The organism is Variovorax sp. J31P179 (assembly GCF_030316985.1).
GTDB lineage: Bacteria > Pseudomonadota > Gammaproteobacteria > Burkholderiales > Burkholderiaceae_C > Variovorax > Variovorax ginsengisoli_B.
Genome location: NZ_JASZYL010000003.1, coordinates 269,063 through 284,849, shown reverse-complemented (window position 1 = coordinate 284,849; position 15,787 = coordinate 269,063). Strand labels below are relative to the sequence as shown.

The window sequence follows — 15,787 nt, the reverse complement described above, 5'->3', positions numbered from 1 at the left end:
GCGAGGACCGCCGGGGTTATTTGATCTCGAAATCGGACAGGGACTTGCCGGCGGTCAGGGCTTCGGTGATCCAGCGCGGCTTGCGGCCACGGCCGCCGGACCAGGTCTCGCCGGTCGGGCTGCGGTATTTGGCGGCGCTCTTGGGCGCCGCCGTGGTGGCACTGCGCTTGCCGGCGCGCGCGCCGAGCTTGAGATCGCTGGCGGTCAGGCCGTATTCAGCGATCTTCTTGCGCAGCTCTTCGATAACGCCAGCCCGCTCCTGATTCCGCAGATCTTCGGCTTGCTTGCGCAATTGCGCGATCTGCTCGTCGTGCTTCTTGATCTGGGAATTGATGTCGGCAAGGGTTGAAGCCATCTGTGCTTATCCTCTAATTGGAAAGCCAAAATTTTAATTCAAATCCCAATTGCCGCAAGCCGGGCCGATGAAAAAAACACCCCGGCTCGACTACGGGTTTGCGTCAATGGCAGGCATGTTCGGGGCTTGATTGGAGCGCCAATCTCCCGCGGCGGGTCGTCGGGCGGGCGCACAAAGCAAAACAGGCACCGAAGTGCCTGTTTGCTGACGAATGTCTTTGGGGTGGCTGATGGGACTCGAACCCACGACGACCAGAATCACAATCTGGGACTCTACCAGCTGAGCTACAGCCACCGCTAAGCCATCAATTGTAGCGTGAAAAAAGCTAGCGTCCGGCGGCCACCGTCGAATCTGCAGGCTTCGGCACCAGAATCTCGGCCTTGAAGCGGTTCTTGAGCAGGTTGTAGTAGGCGGCAGTCTCGGCCCCGCCCACCGCCTGGGCGTACTGTTCGGTCTCTTGCTTGGCCATCTCGGGCGCCGGCGGCGTGCGCGGCACGTTCTTGATCACCCGCACCACGGCATAGCCCTGGGCACCCAGATCGGCGCCGACCAGTGCCGGCAGCTTGCCGGTGTCGGCCCGCAGCGCGACTTCGATCACCGGCAGCGGCTGCGATTGGGGGTCGAGCCGCGACACCGTGACCGGAGCGCCAAAGCTGGCGCCGGCCGGATCGGCCTTCCAGGCGGCCAGTTTCGCCTCGCCCTCGGCCCGCGCCAGCGCCGCCGCACGCTCGGCGACCAACTGGGTGCGCACCTTGTCCTTGACTTCGTCGAGCGGCAATGCCCGCGCCGGTTCGTACTGCACCACCCGGCCCGAGGCCAGTTGATTGGCACCGATCTCGATCGCCTCCGTGTTGTGCTTGCGCTCCAACGTGTCGGGCGCGAACAGCGCATTCAGGAAATTGCGGCTGGCCAGCGCGCCGGTGGCGCCCGGCAGGGGCGTGCGGGCGACATTGCTGGCGGTCTGGATCGTCAGCTTGAGCTTGTCGGCCGCCGGCTGCAGGCTGTCGGGCTGCTGGTAGACGATGTCGGTGAAAGCCTCGGCGGCCTTGGCGAATTCCGCCGTCGCCTGCTGGCTGCGTACTTCGTTCTCGATGGTCGCGCGCACCTTGTCGAACGGCGGCACCACGGCCGGCTTGATGTCGTTGACCTGGATGATGTGATAGCCGAACTCGGTCTCCACCACGCTGCTGATCTCGCCCTTCTTGAGCGCGAACAGCGCATCTTCGAAGGGCTTGACCATCGCGCCGCGGGTCACGACGTCGAGGTCGCCGCCCTTCTCCGCCGAACCCGGGTCCTGCGAATTCTTGCGCGCCACGTCGGCGAAGGTGTTGGGTGCCTTGCGCAGGTCGGCCAGCAGCTGTTCGGCCTTCTTGCGGGCCTGCTCGCGCTCGGCGGCCGGCGCGCCCTGCGGCACCGCGATAAGGATGTGGCTCGCGCGCCGCTCTTCCTTGGAGCCGAAGCGGGCGGCGTTCTGGTCGTAGTAGCTGCGCAGGTCGGCCTCGCTCACGGCGATGTTCTTCTTGGCGGCTTCGAGATCGAGCACCAGGTACTCGACCTTCGCGCGTTCGGGCTGCTGGAACTGCGCCGTATGGGCCTTGTAGAAGGCCTCGAGATCGGCGTCGCTGACGCTGACCTTGGACGCGAAGTCGGCCGGCTTGAAGAGCGCGACCTGGATCTCGCGGCGGTCGTAGAAGGCGTTGAGCGTGACCGCGGCCTGGGCCGGCGTGGCAAAGGCCGTGCCCGAGACCCCGAGCGACACCTGCTGCGTCGCCAGGTCGGCGCGCACCGAGGCTTCGTACTGCTCGGGCGTGCGGCCGGTCGCCCGAATGAAGGTCTCGCGATCGAACTTGCCCTCGGCGGTGCGGAAGCTCGCCAGGCCCGGATCGGCCGCGAACAGCCGCGCCAGCCGTTCCTCGGACACCGACATGTTCGACTTCGAGGCTGCCGCCGCGAGCACCCGCTCGCGCACCATGCGCTCGAGCGTGGCGTAGCGCGCCGCATCAGAGTCGAGCATCGCCGGGTCGATGGTGGGCGCCTGCTGGCGAATCCGGTCGACCTCGTTGCGATGCTGGGCATCCCACTCGGGCCGCGTGATGTCGGTACCGGCCACGCGTGCGACCTTCTCGCCCTGGCCGCCGCCTTGGTAGCGATCGACGCCGAACAGCACGAACGAGGGAATGATCAGCAAGAACAAGAACACCATGATGATCTTGTTGTACTTGCGGAAGGAATCAAACATGCTTGAGCACTCTCTAGGACGAAAATTGACGCAGCAAGAAAAAAGGCGAACGATCCGTTCGCCTTTGCATCGGGTGGTGGGTGCTGAGGGGCTCGAACCCCCGACCTACGCCGTGTAAGAGCGCCGCTCTACCAACTGAGCTAAGCACCCCACCTTCAAACGATGGTCTCAGTTCAGCGCGTCTTTGAGCGCCTTGCCGGGACGGAACTTGGGAATCTTGGCGGCCTTGATTTTAATCGCGTCGCCGGTGCGGGGATTCCTACCGGTCCGGGCAGCGCGCTTGCCGACTGCAAAAGTGCCGAAACCGACGAGCGAGACCGAGCCGCCCTTCTTGAGCGTGGTACGAATGGCGCCGATCGTGGATTCGAGTGCCCGCGTGGCAGCGGCTTTGGAGATGTCGGCGTTCTTTGCGATGTGCTCAATCAGTTCGGTTTTGTTCACAAGGGCCCCTTGCAGAAAATTGTTGATCAGGGTCGTCAGAAGCGGCGCCAGCCCCGTGGCGACGCCACGGGGGTGGGTACAGCAGGTGGGTGGCAGCTCTGACGCGCCGGCAGCGCGCTGCCGACAAGGATTACAACCACTGGTCTCGGGGGTGTCAATACGACGCAGCCCCGTGAAACGCAGCGAGGACCGCAATTTTAGTGGCGTTTTGGCGAACCGATTTTCAAAGCGCCTCGGCGATGGCCTGGCCCAGATCGGCGGTTCGCGCGGTTCCGCCGATGTCCGGTGTGCGCGGGGCACCGCTGCCGGGCGCGAGCACCTTCTCGATCGCGGCCAGGATGGCGTCGTGCGCCGCCTTGTGGCCCAGGAACTCCAGCATCATGGCGCCGCACCAGATCTGGCCGATCGGATTGGCGATGCCCCGCCCGGCGATGTCGGGCGCCGACCCGTGCACCGGCTCGAACAGCGACGGCGTGGTGCGTTCGGGGTTGAGGTTGGCGCTGGGCGCGATGCCGATGGTGCCGGTGCAGGCCGGGCCGAGATCGGAGAGGATGTCGCCGAACAGGTTGCTCGCCACCACCACATCGAAGAAGTCGGGCCGCTGCACGAAGTGCGCGGTCAGGATGTCGATGTGGAACTTGTCGAGCGCGACGCCCGGATAGTGCTTCGCCATCGCCGCCACGCGCTCATCCCAGTAGGGCATGGTGATCGAGATGCCGTTGGACTTGGTCGCGCTCGTGAGGTGTTTCTTCGGCCGCGACGCAGCCAGCTCGAAGGCGAACTTCAGCACCCGGTCGACGCCGACGCGCGACATCACGGTTTCCTGGATCACGATCTCGCGCGCCGTGCCTTCGAACATGCGCCCGCCGATGCTCGAGTATTCGCCCTCGGTGTTCTCGCGCACGATGTACATGTCGATCTCGCCGGGTTCGCGCGGCGTGCCGTCGCGCCGCACCACCGGCGCCACGATGCCGGGCATCAGGCGGGCCGGCCGCAGGTTGATGTACTGGTCGAACTCGCGCCGGAACAGCAGCAGGGACCCCCAGAGCGACACATGGTCGGCGATCTTCTCGGGCCAGCCGACGGCACCGAAGTAGATCGCGTCATGGCCGCCGATCTGGTCCTTCCAGTCGTCGGGGAGCATCTTGCCGTGCTTCTCGAAATAGTCCCAGCTCGAGAAATCGAAATGGTCGAACTTGAGGTCGATGCCGAACTTGCGGCTGACGGCATCCAGCACGCGCAGGCCCTCGGGCATGGTCTCCTTGCCGATGCCGTCGCCGGCGATGACTGCGATGCGTTGGGTGCTCATGTCTCGATCCTTGGGTTCGCGTTGAAGAAAGCAAGCGCCTCGGCCAGCAACTCGGCCGGCGCTTCCTCGGGAATGTAGTGGCCGCACGGCAGCGCGCCGCCGGCGACGTCGTCGGCCCGCTCGCGCCACAGCGACAGCACGTCGAACGAGCGCCCGACCGCGCCGTGCGCGCCCCACAGCACACGCAGCGGCTGTGCCAGCCTGCGGCCGGCGGCGATATCGGCACGGTCGTGGTCGAGGTCGATGCCGGCCGACGCACGGTAGTCCTCGCAGATCGCCTGCGCACTGCCGGGGATCGCGGCGCAGCGTTCGTATTCGGCCAGCGCCTCGGGCGTGAAAGGCGCGAGACCCGCGTGCCGTCCACCCATCACGCTGCGGATATAGCGGACCGGATCGCTCTCGATCAGCGCTTCCGGCAGCGGCGGCGGCTGGATCAGGAAGAACCAGTGCCAGTAGGCCCGGGCGAAGGCCTCCGAGGTGTTCTCGTACATCGCGAGCGTCGGCGCGATGTCGAGCAGCATCAGCCGCTCGACCGCTTGCGGGTGATCGGCCGCCAGCCGATGGGCGACGCGCGCGCCGCGGTCGTGCGCCAGCACGCCGAAGCGTTCGAAGCCATGCGCGCGCATGGCGTGCAGCGCATCGAGCGCCATCTCGCGCTTGCTGTAGTTCGAATGGGCCTCGTCGGCGGGCGGCCGGCCCGAGTCGCCGTAGCCGCGCAGGTCGACCAGGACGACCGTGAACTGCTCGGCCAGGCGAGGTGCCACCCGATGCCAGTTGGCGTGCGTCTGCGGATGGCCGTGGAGCAGGAGCAGGGGCGCGCCGCGGCCACCGATGCGGCCATGCACCTTGACGCCATTGCGCGTCAGGTCGAAGGAGGTGAAGGCATCGAACATGGGTCGATTGTGCGTTGCGCCACTCGTGGCATCAAGCAACAATGGGCCAATTGATAATTTCCGAAATGGCATGAATGGAACGCAGTGACCTGGAGCTTGTGCTGGCGATCCGCAGCCGCGGCAGCCTGGCCGGCGCCGCGCTCGCGCTCGACGTGGTCCCGTCGGTGGTGACCAAGCGCCTGGGCGCGCTGGAGGCCCGGCTCGGCCAGCGGCTGTTCGAGCGCACCACGCGCCGCCTCAGCGCCACCGCCGAGGGCGAAACCGTGTGCCAGCATGCCAAGGGCCTGCTCGAAGGCTTCGCAGCGCTCGAAAACGAGCTCGGCGAACGCCAGAGCGAACTCAGCGGGCCGGTGCGGCTGGCCGGCACCTTCGGCTTCGGCCGCCGCTGGCTGGGCCCGGCGCTGGCGAGCTTCAACCAGCGCCACCCCGGGCTCGAAATCCAGCTGCAGCTGGTCGAGGCCCTGCCCGATCTCGTCGCCGAGGGCTTCGACGGCGCGGTCTGGCTCTGGGCGCCGCAGCATCGCCTGGCCGGCGACTGGGTCAGCCGGCGCATCGCGCGCAACCAGCGGGTGCTGGCCGCGAGCCCGGACTACCTCGCGCGCCGCGGCATGCCGGCCGACGTGGCGGCGCTGGCGGCGCACGACTGCCTGGTGGCGCGCGAGAACAGCGTCGGCGGCGAGCGCGAGTTCGCCCTGTGGACGCTGCGCCAGGCCAGGGACGGCAGCACCGCGCGGGTGCGGGTGCGCGGCCCGCTGTCCAGCAACTCGGGCGAGATGGTGCGCGACTGGTGCCTGTCGGGCCACGGCATCATGCTGCGCAGCCTGTGGGACATCGCGCCACAGCTCGCCTCCGGCGAACTGGTGCGCGTGCTGCCTCAGCATGCGATGCCGGATGCCGACATCCAGTGGATCGCACCCTGGCGTCCCAAGACGCCGCGCCGGGTGCGGCTGCTGATCGATTTCCTGGTCGAGAGTTTTCGGGCCGAGCCGTGGAAGGCCGTCGGGCCTACTTGACGACCAGGCTGACGCCCACCGCGGTGATCGCGATGCCGGCCAGGGTCAGGGCGGTGATCGGTTCCGCGAACAGCAGCCAGGCCATCACGGCCGTGCACGGCGGCACCAGGTAGAGCAGGCTGGTCACCGCGGTGGCGGTGCCGCGCTGGATCAGCATGTAGAGCAGCGAACTGCCGCCCAGCGACAGCGCGAGCACCGACCACGCCATGGCGCCGCCCGAGGCCAGGTTCCAGTGAATGCTGTCGGGCTCGAGCGCCGCGAACGGCAAGGTGACGATCAAGGCTGCGGCCATCTGGATCGCGCTGGCGCTGCGGACGTCGCAGGGCGCGAGAAAACGCTTCTGGTACAGCGTGCCGGCGGTGATCGACAACAGCGCCAGCAAGGCCAGCCCCATGGTCAGTGCGCTGACCTCCCCGCCCTGCCCGAGCTTGCGCGACACGACCAGCACCAGGCCGCCGAATCCGAGCAGCAGCCCGGTCCATTGGCGCCGCGTGATCCGGCCGCCGAACATGCTGAGCCAGACGGCGGTCAGCACCGGCTGGATACCGACCAGCAGCGCGACCAGCCCGGACCCCATGCCGGCCCGCACCGCGGCCCAGACGCCGCCGAGGTAGCCGGCCTGCATCAAGACGCCGATGACGGCGAGATGCCCCCACTGGCGACGATCGCGCGGCCACGCGACGCGGGCCCAGCGGACCCAGACCAGGAAGCAGACCATCGAGAGCGCATAGCGCACGGCGAGGAACTTGAGCGGCGGCGCATGGGGCATGCCGAAGCGCGCCACGATGAAGCCGGTGCTCCAGATCAGCACGAATACCGCCGGCATGGCCCGCAGCCAGCCCGTCGACCGGGCCGCAGCGCTCATTTCGCGCGGGCCCGGATTTCGGGGATCGCCTTTTGCAGGTAGTAGACCATCGACCAGACGGTGAGCACGGCCGACAGCCAGATCAGCCATTGGCCCCAGGTGCCGGTGTCGATCCAGCCGAACAGCACGCCGTCGAACAGCAGGAACGGGATCGCGACCATCTGCACCACGGTCTTCACCTTGCCGACCATGTGGACCGCCACGCTCTTGCTGGCGCCGATCTGCGCCATCCATTCGCGCAGGGCGGAGATCGCGATCTCGCGGCCGATGATGATCAGCGCCACGAAGACGTCGGCGCGGTTCAGGTGGACCAGCACCAGGAGCGAGGCGCAGACCAGGAACTTGTCGGCCACCGGATCGAGGAAGGCGCCGAAGGCCGAGGTCTGCTTGAGCCGGCGCGCCAGGAAACCGTCGAGCCAGTCGGTGGCCGCGAAGACGATGAACATCACCGTCGCGATCCAGTTGCGCATCGGCACGTCCAGCGGCAGATAGAACACGCCCACGATCAGGGGGATCGCGACGATGCGCGTCCAGGTCATGATCGTTGGCAGAGTCCAGAACATTGCGCTGGAGTATAGGGGCCGGAGGAATCGCCCCCACGCTCCCCCACTGCGTGTGGCTCGCTGCCCCCCGAGGGGGCCGCAGGCCGCCTTGGGGCGGCCCGGCGCCGGCCTGGATCGCCCCCACGCTCCCTCACTTCGTGTGGGTCGCTGCCCCCCAAGGGGGCCGCAGGCCGCCTTGGGGCGGCCCGGCGCCGGCCTGGATCGCCCCCACGCTCCCTCACTTCGTGTGGCTCGCTGCCCCCCAAGGGGGCCGCAGGCCGCCTTGGGGCGGCCCGGCGCCGGCCTGGATCGCCCCCACGCTCCCCAAGGGGGCCGCAGGCCTAGTGCAAAGCGCGGTAGATCTCTTCGGCCAGGTCGAAGGCGATGCCATCGACCGACGCGATGTCCTCCACGCTCGCCGCCGCCACGCCGCGGATGCCGCCGAAGCGCTGCAGCAGGCGCGCGCGCCGCTTCGGGCCGATGCCCGGGATGTCTTCGAGCTGGCTGCCGCCGACCCGCACCTTGGCGCGCTTGGCGCGCATGCCGGTGATGGCGAAGCGATGCGCCTCGTCGCGGATCTGCGCCACCAGCATCAGCGCCGCGGAGTCGCGGCCCAGGTAGACCTTCTCGCGGCCATCGGCGAACACCAGTTCCTCGAGGCCGACCTTGCGGCCCTCGCCCTTCTCGACGCCGACGATCAGCGACAGCGGCAGGCCCAGCTCGCTGAACACCTCGCGCGCCATCGACACCTGGCCCTTGCCGCCATCGACCAGCACCAGCTCCGGCATCCGCGCGGTCCGCGTGCCCGGCTTGGCGTCGGTGCCGACGCCCGCGGCATCGCCGGCCGGCGGCGCCTCGGTCTCGGCCGCCATCGCCTCGGCCAGCTTGCCGTAGCGCCGGTGCAGCACCTGGCGCATCGCGGCGTAGTCGTCGCCCGGCGTGATGCCTTCGATGTTGTAGCGCCGGTATTCGCGGTTCTGCATGGCGTGGTGCTCGAACACCACGCACGAGGCCTGGGTCGCCTCGCCAGCGGTGTGCGAGATGTCGAAGCACTCGACGCGGAAATTGTCGAGGTCGTCGGGCGCCAGTTCGAGCGCATCGACCAGCGCCCGCGTGCGGGCCTGCTGCGAGCCTTCTTCGGCCAGCAGGCGGGCCAGTTGCAGCCCGGCGTTCTTGGTCGCCATCTCGAGCCAATGGCGGCGCTGCTCGCGCGGCTGGAAGACCGCCGTGACACGGGTGCCCGACTGCTGCGACACGGCCTCGATCAGCTCGCGGCTGACGAGCTCGCTGAGCACCAGCGTGGCCGGCACCGGGACGTCGATGTAGTGCTGGGCGATGAAGGCCTCGAGCACCTGCACCTCGACCGCGTCGGCCGGCGGCGGCGGGCCGTCGTCGCCCTCGCCCTCGGCGTGCTGCATCTGCGCGGCATCCTCGACATGCACCGGGAAGTAGGCCCGGTCGCCCAGATGCCGCCCGCCCCGCACCATGGCGAGGTTCACGCAGGCCTTGCCGCCCTGCACCTTGACCGCCAGGATGTCGACGTCCTTGTCGGAAGCGATCTCGATCGACTGCTGGTGCAGCACGCGCGACAGGGCCGACATCTGGTTGCGCAGCTCGGCCGCCTGCTCGAACTCGAGCTTCTCGGCATGCGCCATCATGCGCGCCTCGAGCTGGGTCAGGACGGCCTGCGTGTCGCCCATCAGGAAGGCCTCGGCGTTGGCCACGTCCTGGGCATAGGCCTCGGGCGTGATGTGGCCGACGCAGGGCGCGGTGCAGCGCTTGATCTGGTAGAGCAGGCACGGCCGGGCGCGGTTGGCGTAGACCGTGTCTTCGCAGGTGCGCAGCTTGAAGACCTTCTGCAGCAGCTGGATCGATTCTTTCACCGCCCATGCGCTGGGGTACGGGCCGAAATAGCGGTGCTTGCGATCGACCGAGCCCCGGTAGTAGGCCAGCCTGGGGAACTCGTGCGACGCGATCTTGAGATAAGGGTAGCTCTTGTCGTCGCGAAAAAGAATGTTGTAGCGCGGCTTGAGCGACTTGATGAGGTTGTTCTCGAGCAGCAGCGCCTCGGCCTCGGAGCGCACCACGGTGGTCTCCATGCGGGCGATCTTCGAGATCATGTGGCCGATGCGCGTGCCGCCGTGGCTCTTCTGGAAATAGTTCGCGACCCGCTTCTTGAGGTTGCGCGCCTTGCCGACGTAGAGCACGCCGCCCTGGGCGTCGAAGTAGCGGTAGACGCCCGGCAGCTGCGGCAGGGCCGCCACTTCGCTGAGCAGTTGGTCGGAATGGACGGAAGGGGTCTCAGGCATCGTTCTCAGGGTTGCGAGGAGGCCGCGATCACCGGCTCGCAGCGCACGTCCGTCTTGACCGAGTTGGCGATGAAGCACTGGTCATGTGCCGAGTGGTGCATCGCCTCGTGTTGTTCCGTCGACGGCTGGCTCTGGCCCGAGAACTGCACCTCGGGACGCAAGGTGACGACGGTCATCGCGATCTTGCCTTCGGCATTGCGGCCCATCTTGCCGCTGGCGTGATCGGCGTAGCGCTCGACGCAGAAGCCGCGCGAGGCCGCGATCGACAGGAACCACAGCATGTGGCAGCTCGACAGCGAGGCGACGAAGGCTTCTTCGGGATCGACCGCGGCGGCGTCCGACAGCGGCACGGGCACCACGTGCGGCGAGGACGAGCCCAGCCATTCGGCACCGCCGTCGAAACGGATGGCGTGGCGGCGGCTGTAGCGGTTGCCGAGAAAATCCTGGTCGCCGCGCTGCCAGAGGATGTCGGCCGAGTGTTGTGACATGGGGGCTGTCTCCGGTGTCTTCGGGTGGAGGGCTGTAGAGTATCCCGCGATGCGCTGGGACATTTTCTGCAAGGTGATCGACAACCATGGCGACGTAGGCGTCTGCTGGCGGCTGGCCACATCGCTGGCCGGTCCGGACGACACCGTCCGCCTTTGGATCGACGACCCGTCGGCGCTGGCCTGGATGGCACCCGGCGGATGCGATGGCGTCACGGTCGTTCCCTGGACCCCGACCCACGCGGCGCGGGCCGCTTCGGAGGCGGCGCCGGACGTGCTGATCGAGGCCTTCGGCTGCGATCCCGCCCCCGAGGTCATTGCCCGCTTCGCCGAGCATGCGGGCCATGAGGGCGCCCGCCGCCACTGGATCAACCTCGAATACCTGTCCGCAGAGCCCTACGTCGAACGCCTGCACGGCCTGCCCTCCCCCGTGTTCCGGGCCCCCGGCGCGGGCCTGACCAAGTATTTCTTCTACCCGGGGTTCACCGAGCGCACGGGCGGGCTGCTGCGCGGGCCGGACCTCATGGGGCGACGCGCCCGCTTCGACCGCGCCGCCTGGTTCCGACGCCAGGGCATCGACTGGCAGGGCGAGCGGGTGGTCTCGCTGTTCTGCTACGAACCGCCGGCCCTCGAGGCGCTGCTGGCGCAATTCGAGCGCGCGGCCGAGCCGACCCGCCTGCTGGTCACCGCCGGGCGCGCCGCGGCCGCCCTGCCGCCCGGCCCGCCCCGGCGCGGCGCCCTCGCCATCAGCTGGCTGCCCACCCTGCCGCAGCCGGAGTTCGACCACCTGCTGTGGGCCTGCGACCTGAACTTCGTGCGCGGCGAGGATTCGCTGGTGCGTGCGCTCTGGGCCGGCGCCCCCTTCGTCTGGCAGATCTATCCGCAGGACGACGACGCCCACCACGAGAAACTGGACGCCTTCCTGGACTGGCTGCAGGCGCCGCCGACGCTGCGCGGCTTTCATCACCTGTGGAGCGGCATCCAGGACGGCGACCTGCCTCTCCTGGACCCCGCCACCTTGGCGTCCTGGGCCGAAACCACGGAGGCGGCGCGCGCCCGGTTGCTCGCGCAGGACGACCTTTTGACCCGACTTCGGCGATTCGTCGCCCAAAAAAGCTAAAATTGCGGGCTTTGCGGAATTCCGACGGCGCTTCCGACCCAGGTGTCCCCTGGACCGAACGCCGATCGAAGCTTCCGCTGAACCCGCCGCGGTGAATGCGCCAGAGGGCCGAGCCCTACAGTGCACGAGCGGCCAACATCCAGAGACCCTGATTATGAAAATCGCTCAAGAAATCCGCGCTGGCAACGTGATCATGCATGGCAAGGACCCGATGGTCGTCCTGAAGACCGAATACAGCCGTGGCGGCCGCAATTCCGCCACCGTGCGCATGAAGCTCAAGAGCCTGATCGCCAACTTCAACACCGAAGTGGTGTTCAAGGCCGACGACAAGATCGACCAGATCGTGCTCGACAAGAAGGAGTGCACCTACTCCTACTTCGCCGACCCGATGTACGTCTGCATGGACACCGAGTACAACCAGTACGAAGTCGAAGCCGAGAACATGGGCGACTCGCTCAACTACCTCGAAGACGGCATGCCGGTCGAAGTGGTGTTCTACGACGGCAAGGCGATCTCGGTCGAACTGCCGACCAGCGTCGAGCGCGAAATCACCTGGACCGAGCCGGCCGTCAAGGGCGACACCTCGGGCAAGGTCATGAAGCCGGCCAAGATCTCGACCGGCTTCGAGATCGGCGTGCCGCTGTTCGTCGCCCAGGGCGACAAGATCGAAATCGACACCCGCACCGGCGAATACCGCAAGCGCGTCTGACCGACCGCCACCCTGCAAAAAGGCTCCCGCGGGAGCCTTTTTTGCGTCCCGGTCCCTGATGCGCGGCCGCAACGGGCCCGAAACCTGCAACGCGCACAATCCAGAATCCGCCTTCCCCCGCACGACCATGGACAACCACAGCACTCACGACCTTCACGACAAGCGGCTCGCCGACGCCTGGGCCACCCTGCAGGCCCATTCGGACAAGGGACTGCCGCTGCACACCGATCCTTCGCGGCTGGCCTTCGCCGACCCGGAATTCCTGCTGCGGCGCGAAACCCGCGGCCTGCGCATGCAGCTCGAACTCATGAAACCCGACCTCGAGATGCGCGCCCACGGCATCGAGAACACGGTGGTGGTGTTCGGCAGCGCGCGCTTCCGCAGCGAGGAGGAATCGGGCGCGCTGATCGCCCAGGCCGAGGCCGCCGGCGACAGCGTGGCCGCAGACCGCTGGCGCAAGCTGGCGCGCAGCTCGCACTACTACGAGAAGGCGCGCGCCTTCGGCAAGCTGGTGGCGCAGTACAGCAACGACCGTGAACCGCAGGACAAGCTCTTCGTCTGCACCGGCGGCGGGCCCGGCATCATGCAGGCCGCCAACCGCGGCGCCTACGAGGGCGGCGGTCTGTCGGTCGGGCTGGCGATCGCGCTGCCGATGGAAGAAGAAGCCAATCCCTACGTGACGCCGGCGCTGAGCTTCAAGTTCCACTACTTCGCGATCCGCAAGATGCATTTCATGATGCGGGCGAAGGCGCTGGTGGCCTTCCCGGGCGGCTTCGGCACGCTCGACGAGCTGTTCGAGGTCATCACGCTGGTGCAGACCAAGAAGGCCAAGCCGGTGCCGATCGTGCTGTTCGGCTCGGACTACTGGAAGCAGCTCATCAACTTCGAGTTCCTGGCCGAGGAAGGCGTGATCTCGCCCAACGACGTGAAGCTGATCGAGTACGTCGACGCGCCCCAGGACGCCTGGAACTACATCAAGACCTTCTACAAGCTGTAGCTACTCGCCGCGCGGCGGCACCTGCAGGCCCCACACCGAGCGAGTGCCCGCGGCCACCACGCCGCCGACGATCCAGAACACGCCGGCGACGCCGATCAGCGCGCCGGCGGCGCCGAACAGCATCGGCATCGCCACGCTCGAGGCGTTGAGCGTCATCACGCGCAGGCCGAGCGCCTCGCCGTGGCGCGCATGCGGCGTGATCTGGTGCAGCATGCTCATCACCATCGGCTGCACGGCGCCGAGGGCGATGCCGAGCACCACCGAGCAGGCGCCCATGCCGAGCGCGCTGGTCATCAGCGGATAGACCGCGAAGACCAGCGCCGTGACCACGTTCGATGCCGCGATCACGCTGCGCTCGCTGAAACGCGATGCGACCAGCGGCAGCACGACGCGGATGGCGGCCGCCGCGACCGCGAAGGCGCCGAGGATCGATCCGATCATCGACGCGCTCAGGCCGCGCTCGTGACCGAGCAGCGGGAGCACGAAGGTATGGACATCCCAGGCGGCCGACTGCATCCAGTTGACGAACAGCAGCCGCCTGAACATCGGCTGGGCCAGCAGGTCCCAGGCGCGCGGCCTGGGCGCGCCGGCCGGCAGGCTGATGTGCGGCAACTCGACGGTGCCGCGCGCCAGCAGCCAGCAGGCGATGGGCAGCAGCGCCAGCAGCGCGAAGGCCACGCGAAAACCGATCATGTCTCCGGGCACCGGGCCGGCGTGGTCGATCAGCAGCCCGGTGGCGAAGGGGCCGACGAAGTTGGCCGCGGCCGGCGCGATCGCCAGCCAGCTGAACACCTGCTTGAGCTGGGTCGGGTTGGTGGCCGCGCGGCCGACATGGCGCTGCAGCGCGATCACGGCGATGCCGGTCGCGCCGCCCGTCAGCAGAGCGGCCACGCAGAGCACCGGGAACACCGGGAAAGCCCCGGCCAGCGCCGCACCCGTGGTCGCCGCCACGACTGCGATCGTGAGCGGCAGCCGCAGCCCGTGCCGGTCGGCGAAGCGGCCGGCGGGCAGCGCCAGGAACACCTGGGTCAGCGCGAACAGCGCCAGCAGCATCCCGACGGCCGCCGGACTGTAGCCGTCGCGCAAGGCCAGCAGCGGGGCCGCCAGCCGGGTGCCCGTCATCGCGGCATGCAGGCAGACCTGCGCCAGGATCAGGCGAAGCAATCCAGGGTTCACGGGGCGGCGGCGTCCTCGTCGTCGGCCTGCGGCAGCAAGGCCTGGGTCTGCGCCTCGGGCAGCGCCTCGACCTTGCGCAGCGCCAGCCGCATCTGCCGGGCCCGGGTGTCGGCCTTGTCGAGCGTGTCGGAGGCCTTGGCCACCTGCTCCTTGATGCGCGCCACCCATTCGCCGTAGCGCTCGAATTCGGTCTTGACCGCGCCCAGCACCTTCCAGACCTCGGACGCCTGGTGCTCCAGCGCCAGCGTGCGAAAGCCCATGTGCAGGCTGTTGAGCATGGCCAGCAGCGTGGTCGGGCCGGCCAGCGTCACGCGATGCTGGCGCTGGATGGCATCCATCAGGCCGGGCCGGCGCAGCACCTCGGCGTAGAGGCTCTCGACCGGCAGGAACAGGATCGCGAAATCGGTGGTGTGCGGCGCCGCCAGGTAGTTGTCGGCGATCGACTTGGCCTCGCTGCGGATGCGCGCCTCGAGCGCCTTGGCGGCCAGCTCGGCGGCCGCTGCGTCGGCCCGCTCGTGGGCGTCGATCAGGCGCTCGTAGTCGTCGCGCGGAAACTTGGCGTCGATCGGCAGCCAGACCGGCGCGCCGTCGCCGCCGCGGCCCGGGAAGCGGACCGCGAAATCGACCCGCTGGCCGCTGCGCGGCTTGGTCTCGACCTGGCGGGCGAACTGCTCGGCCGTCAGCACCTGCTCGAGCAGCGCCTCGAGCTGCACTTCGCCGAACACGCCGCGGGTCTTGACGTTGGTCAGCACCCGCTGGAGGCTGCCAACGCCCACCGCCAGCGACTGCATCTCGCCCAGCCCCTTGTGCACCTGCTCGAGCCGCTCGGCCACCTGCTTGAAGCTCTCGCCGAGCCGCGCCTCGAGCGTGCTCTGCAGCTTCTCGTCGACGGTCTGGCGCATCTCGTCGAGCTTGGCAGTGTTGCTCTGCTGCAGCTGCGCGAGCTGGGTTTCCATCGTCGCGCGCACCTCGGCGAGCCGGCGGGCGTTGGACTCGGACAGCCCCTGGAGCTGGGTGTTGAGGGTGTCGGCCAGCGTCTTCTGCAACAGCGCGAGCTGCTGCGCGAAGGCGTCGATCTGGGCGTTCTGGGTGCGCGTGGACTCCGCCCCCTGGTGCAGCAAGGCGCGCTGGAAGGTGGCGAAGGCCTGCGCGCTTTCCTGGCGCGCGCCGCGCGACGATTCGCCGATCTCATGGCGCAGTTCGCGTTCGATGCGCTCGTTGCTGGCCAGAAGCGCCGAATGGTCGGAAGGCGGTGCGGGCCGCAGCAGCAGCCACAGCAGGAGGACAATATTCAAGGCCGCGAGGGCCAGCAGGATCCAGGTCTCGGTCACGGG

General features: G+C 68.3%; 15 protein-coding genes and 2 tRNA genes. 4 read left to right on the top strand and 13 right to left on the bottom strand.

The genetic code is table 11. The features are described 5' to 3' along the window. Positions 1 to 16 precede the first annotated feature (16 nt). The 7 genes from QTI17_RS09495 to QTI17_RS09465 all read right to left on the bottom strand — a co-directional run bounded on the left by QTI17_RS09495 (position 17) and on the right by QTI17_RS09465 (position 5,237). Complete coding sequence (locus tag QTI17_RS09495) at positions 17 to 355, bottom strand: H-NS histone family protein (RefSeq protein ID WP_286532644.1); 339 nt, start codon at positions 353 to 355, stop codon at positions 17 to 19. Between the two features lie 218 nt (positions 356 to 573). Then, positions 574 to 649, bottom strand: a tRNA-His gene (locus tag QTI17_RS09490). Positions 650 to 680: 31 nt separating this feature from the next. Next, positions 681 to 2,594, bottom strand: a complete 1,914-nt coding sequence (locus QTI17_RS09485; RefSeq protein WP_286532641.1) for a SurA N-terminal domain-containing protein — start codon at positions 2,592 to 2,594, stop codon at positions 681 to 683. A gap of 74 nt (positions 2,595 to 2,668) precedes the next feature. Continuing rightward, positions 2,669 to 2,744 (bottom strand) — tRNA-Val (locus QTI17_RS09480). A gap of 18 nt (positions 2,745 to 2,762) precedes the next feature. After that, the gene (locus tag QTI17_RS09475) at positions 2,763 to 3,035 is read right to left on the bottom strand and encodes an HU family DNA-binding protein (protein WP_007830705.1); all 273 of its coding nucleotides are present in this window, start codon (positions 3,033 to 3,035) and stop codon (positions 2,763 to 2,765) included. Positions 3,036 to 3,258: 223 nt separating this feature from the next. Next, positions 3,259 to 4,344: a tartrate dehydrogenase gene (locus QTI17_RS09470; protein ID WP_286532639.1), complete on the bottom strand. Its 1,086-nt coding sequence runs from the start codon at positions 4,342 to 4,344 to the stop codon at positions 3,259 to 3,261. After that, on the bottom strand, positions 4,341 to 5,237 hold the full coding sequence (locus QTI17_RS09465) for an alpha/beta fold hydrolase (RefSeq protein ID WP_286532637.1): 897 nt from the start codon (positions 5,235 to 5,237) through the stop codon (positions 4,341 to 4,343). The genes QTI17_RS09470 and QTI17_RS09465 overlap by 4 nt, the downstream gene beginning before the upstream one ends. 74 nt (positions 5,238 to 5,311) lie before the next feature. Between QTI17_RS09465 and QTI17_RS09460 the strand changes: the two genes are divergently transcribed. After that, the gene (locus QTI17_RS09460) at positions 5,312 to 6,250 is read left to right on the top strand and encodes a LysR family transcriptional regulator (RefSeq protein ID WP_286532634.1); all 939 of its coding nucleotides are present in this window, start codon (positions 5,312 to 5,314) and stop codon (positions 6,248 to 6,250) included. Here the strand turns inward: QTI17_RS09460 and QTI17_RS09455 are convergent. The 4 genes from QTI17_RS09455 to QTI17_RS09440 all read right to left on the bottom strand — a co-directional run bounded on the left by QTI17_RS09455 (position 6,243) and on the right by QTI17_RS09440 (position 10,454). Continuing rightward, the gene (locus QTI17_RS09455; protein ID WP_286532633.1) at positions 6,243 to 7,115 is read right to left on the bottom strand and encodes a DMT family transporter; all 873 of its coding nucleotides are present in this window, start codon (positions 7,113 to 7,115) and stop codon (positions 6,243 to 6,245) included. The genes QTI17_RS09460 and QTI17_RS09455 overlap by 8 nt on opposite strands. Continuing rightward, positions 7,112 to 7,678: a CDP-diacylglycerol--glycerol-3-phosphate 3-phosphatidyltransferase gene (gene pgsA / locus QTI17_RS09450; RefSeq protein WP_286532630.1), complete on the bottom strand. Its 567-nt coding sequence runs from the start codon at positions 7,676 to 7,678 to the stop codon at positions 7,112 to 7,114. Before pgsA ends, QTI17_RS09455 begins: the two co-directional genes overlap by 4 nt. A gap of 320 nt (positions 7,679 to 7,998) precedes the next feature. After that, complete coding sequence (gene uvrC, locus QTI17_RS09445; protein WP_286532627.1) at positions 7,999 to 9,966, bottom strand: excinuclease ABC subunit UvrC; 1,968 nt, start codon at positions 9,964 to 9,966, stop codon at positions 7,999 to 8,001. A gap of 5 nt (positions 9,967 to 9,971) precedes the next feature. Next, on the bottom strand, positions 9,972 to 10,454 hold the full coding sequence (locus QTI17_RS09440) for an OsmC family protein (RefSeq protein ID WP_286532624.1): 483 nt from the start codon (positions 10,452 to 10,454) through the stop codon (positions 9,972 to 9,974). A 49-nt stretch (positions 10,455 to 10,503) separates the two neighbouring features. Between QTI17_RS09440 and earP the strand changes: the two genes are divergently transcribed. The 3 genes from earP to QTI17_RS09425 all read left to right on the top strand — a co-directional run bounded on the left by earP (position 10,504) and on the right by QTI17_RS09425 (position 13,277). After that, a complete protein-coding gene (gene earP, locus QTI17_RS09435) occupies positions 10,504 to 11,571 on the top strand; it encodes an elongation factor P maturation arginine rhamnosyltransferase EarP (RefSeq protein ID WP_286532621.1) in 1,068 nt (355 codons plus the stop codon). A 154-nt stretch (positions 11,572 to 11,725) separates the two neighbouring features. Then, positions 11,726 to 12,280 carry an elongation factor P gene (gene efp, locus QTI17_RS09430; RefSeq protein ID WP_286367245.1) on the top strand — a complete coding sequence of 185 codons (555 nt, stop codon included), beginning with the start codon at positions 11,726 to 11,728 and terminating at the stop codon, positions 12,278 to 12,280. Positions 12,281 to 12,407: 127 nt separating this feature from the next. Next, positions 12,408 to 13,277 carry an LOG family protein gene (locus QTI17_RS09425; protein ID WP_286532618.1) on the top strand — a complete coding sequence of 290 codons (870 nt, stop codon included), beginning with the start codon at positions 12,408 to 12,410 and terminating at the stop codon, positions 13,275 to 13,277. Here the strand turns inward: QTI17_RS09425 and QTI17_RS09420 are convergent, their stop codons facing one another. Together QTI17_RS09420 and QTI17_RS09415 are read right to left on the bottom strand one after the other, a co-directional pair. Continuing rightward, positions 13,278 to 14,453, bottom strand: coding sequence for an MFS transporter (locus QTI17_RS09420; RefSeq protein WP_286532616.1), 1,176 nt, complete (start codon positions 14,451 to 14,453; stop codon positions 13,278 to 13,280). Then, complete coding sequence (locus tag QTI17_RS09415) at positions 14,450 to 15,784, bottom strand: DNA recombination protein RmuC (protein ID WP_286524533.1); 1,335 nt, start codon at positions 15,782 to 15,784, stop codon at positions 14,450 to 14,452. The genes QTI17_RS09420 and QTI17_RS09415 overlap by 4 nt, the downstream gene beginning before the upstream one ends. Positions 15,785 to 15,787 lie beyond the last annotated feature (3 nt).

What these genes read in the sequence shown, in the direction of transcription:
- QTI17_RS09460 (WP_286532634.1), top strand. Translation starts at nt 5,312, where the DNA reads ATGGAACGCAGTGACCTGGAGCTTGTGCTGGCGATCCGCAGCCGCGGC.
- QTI17_RS09440 (WP_286532624.1), bottom strand. Translation starts at nt 10,454, where the DNA reads ATGTCACAACACTCGGCCGACATCCTCTGGCAGCGCGGCGACCAGGAT.
- QTI17_RS09485 (WP_286532641.1), bottom strand. Translation starts at nt 2,594, where the DNA reads ATGTTTGATTCCTTCCGCAAGTACAACAAGATCATCATGGTGTTCTTG.
- efp (WP_286367245.1), top strand. Translation starts at nt 11,726, where the DNA reads ATGAAAATCGCTCAAGAAATCCGCGCTGGCAACGTGATCATGCATGGC.
- QTI17_RS09455 (WP_286532633.1), bottom strand. Translation starts at nt 7,115, where the DNA reads ATGAGCGCTGCGGCCCGGTCGACGGGCTGGCTGCGGGCCATGCCGGCG.
- pgsA (WP_286532630.1), bottom strand. Translation starts at nt 7,678, where the DNA reads ATGTTCTGGACTCTGCCAACGATCATGACCTGGACGCGCATCGTCGCG.
- QTI17_RS09465 (WP_286532637.1), bottom strand. Translation starts at nt 5,237, where the DNA reads ATGTTCGATGCCTTCACCTCCTTCGACCTGACGCGCAATGGCGTCAAG.
- earP (WP_286532621.1), top strand. Translation starts at nt 10,504, where the DNA reads ATGCGCTGGGACATTTTCTGCAAGGTGATCGACAACCATGGCGACGTA.
- QTI17_RS09425 (WP_286532618.1), top strand. Translation starts at nt 12,408, where the DNA reads ATGGACAACCACAGCACTCACGACCTTCACGACAAGCGGCTCGCCGAC.
- uvrC (WP_286532627.1), bottom strand. Translation starts at nt 9,966, where the DNA reads ATGCCTGAGACCCCTTCCGTCCATTCCGACCAACTGCTCAGCGAAGTG.
- QTI17_RS09470 (WP_286532639.1), bottom strand. Translation starts at nt 4,344, where the DNA reads ATGAGCACCCAACGCATCGCAGTCATCGCCGGCGACGGCATCGGCAAG.
- QTI17_RS09495 (WP_286532644.1), bottom strand. Translation starts at nt 355, where the DNA reads ATGGCTTCAACCCTTGCCGACATCAATTCCCAGATCAAGAAGCACGAC.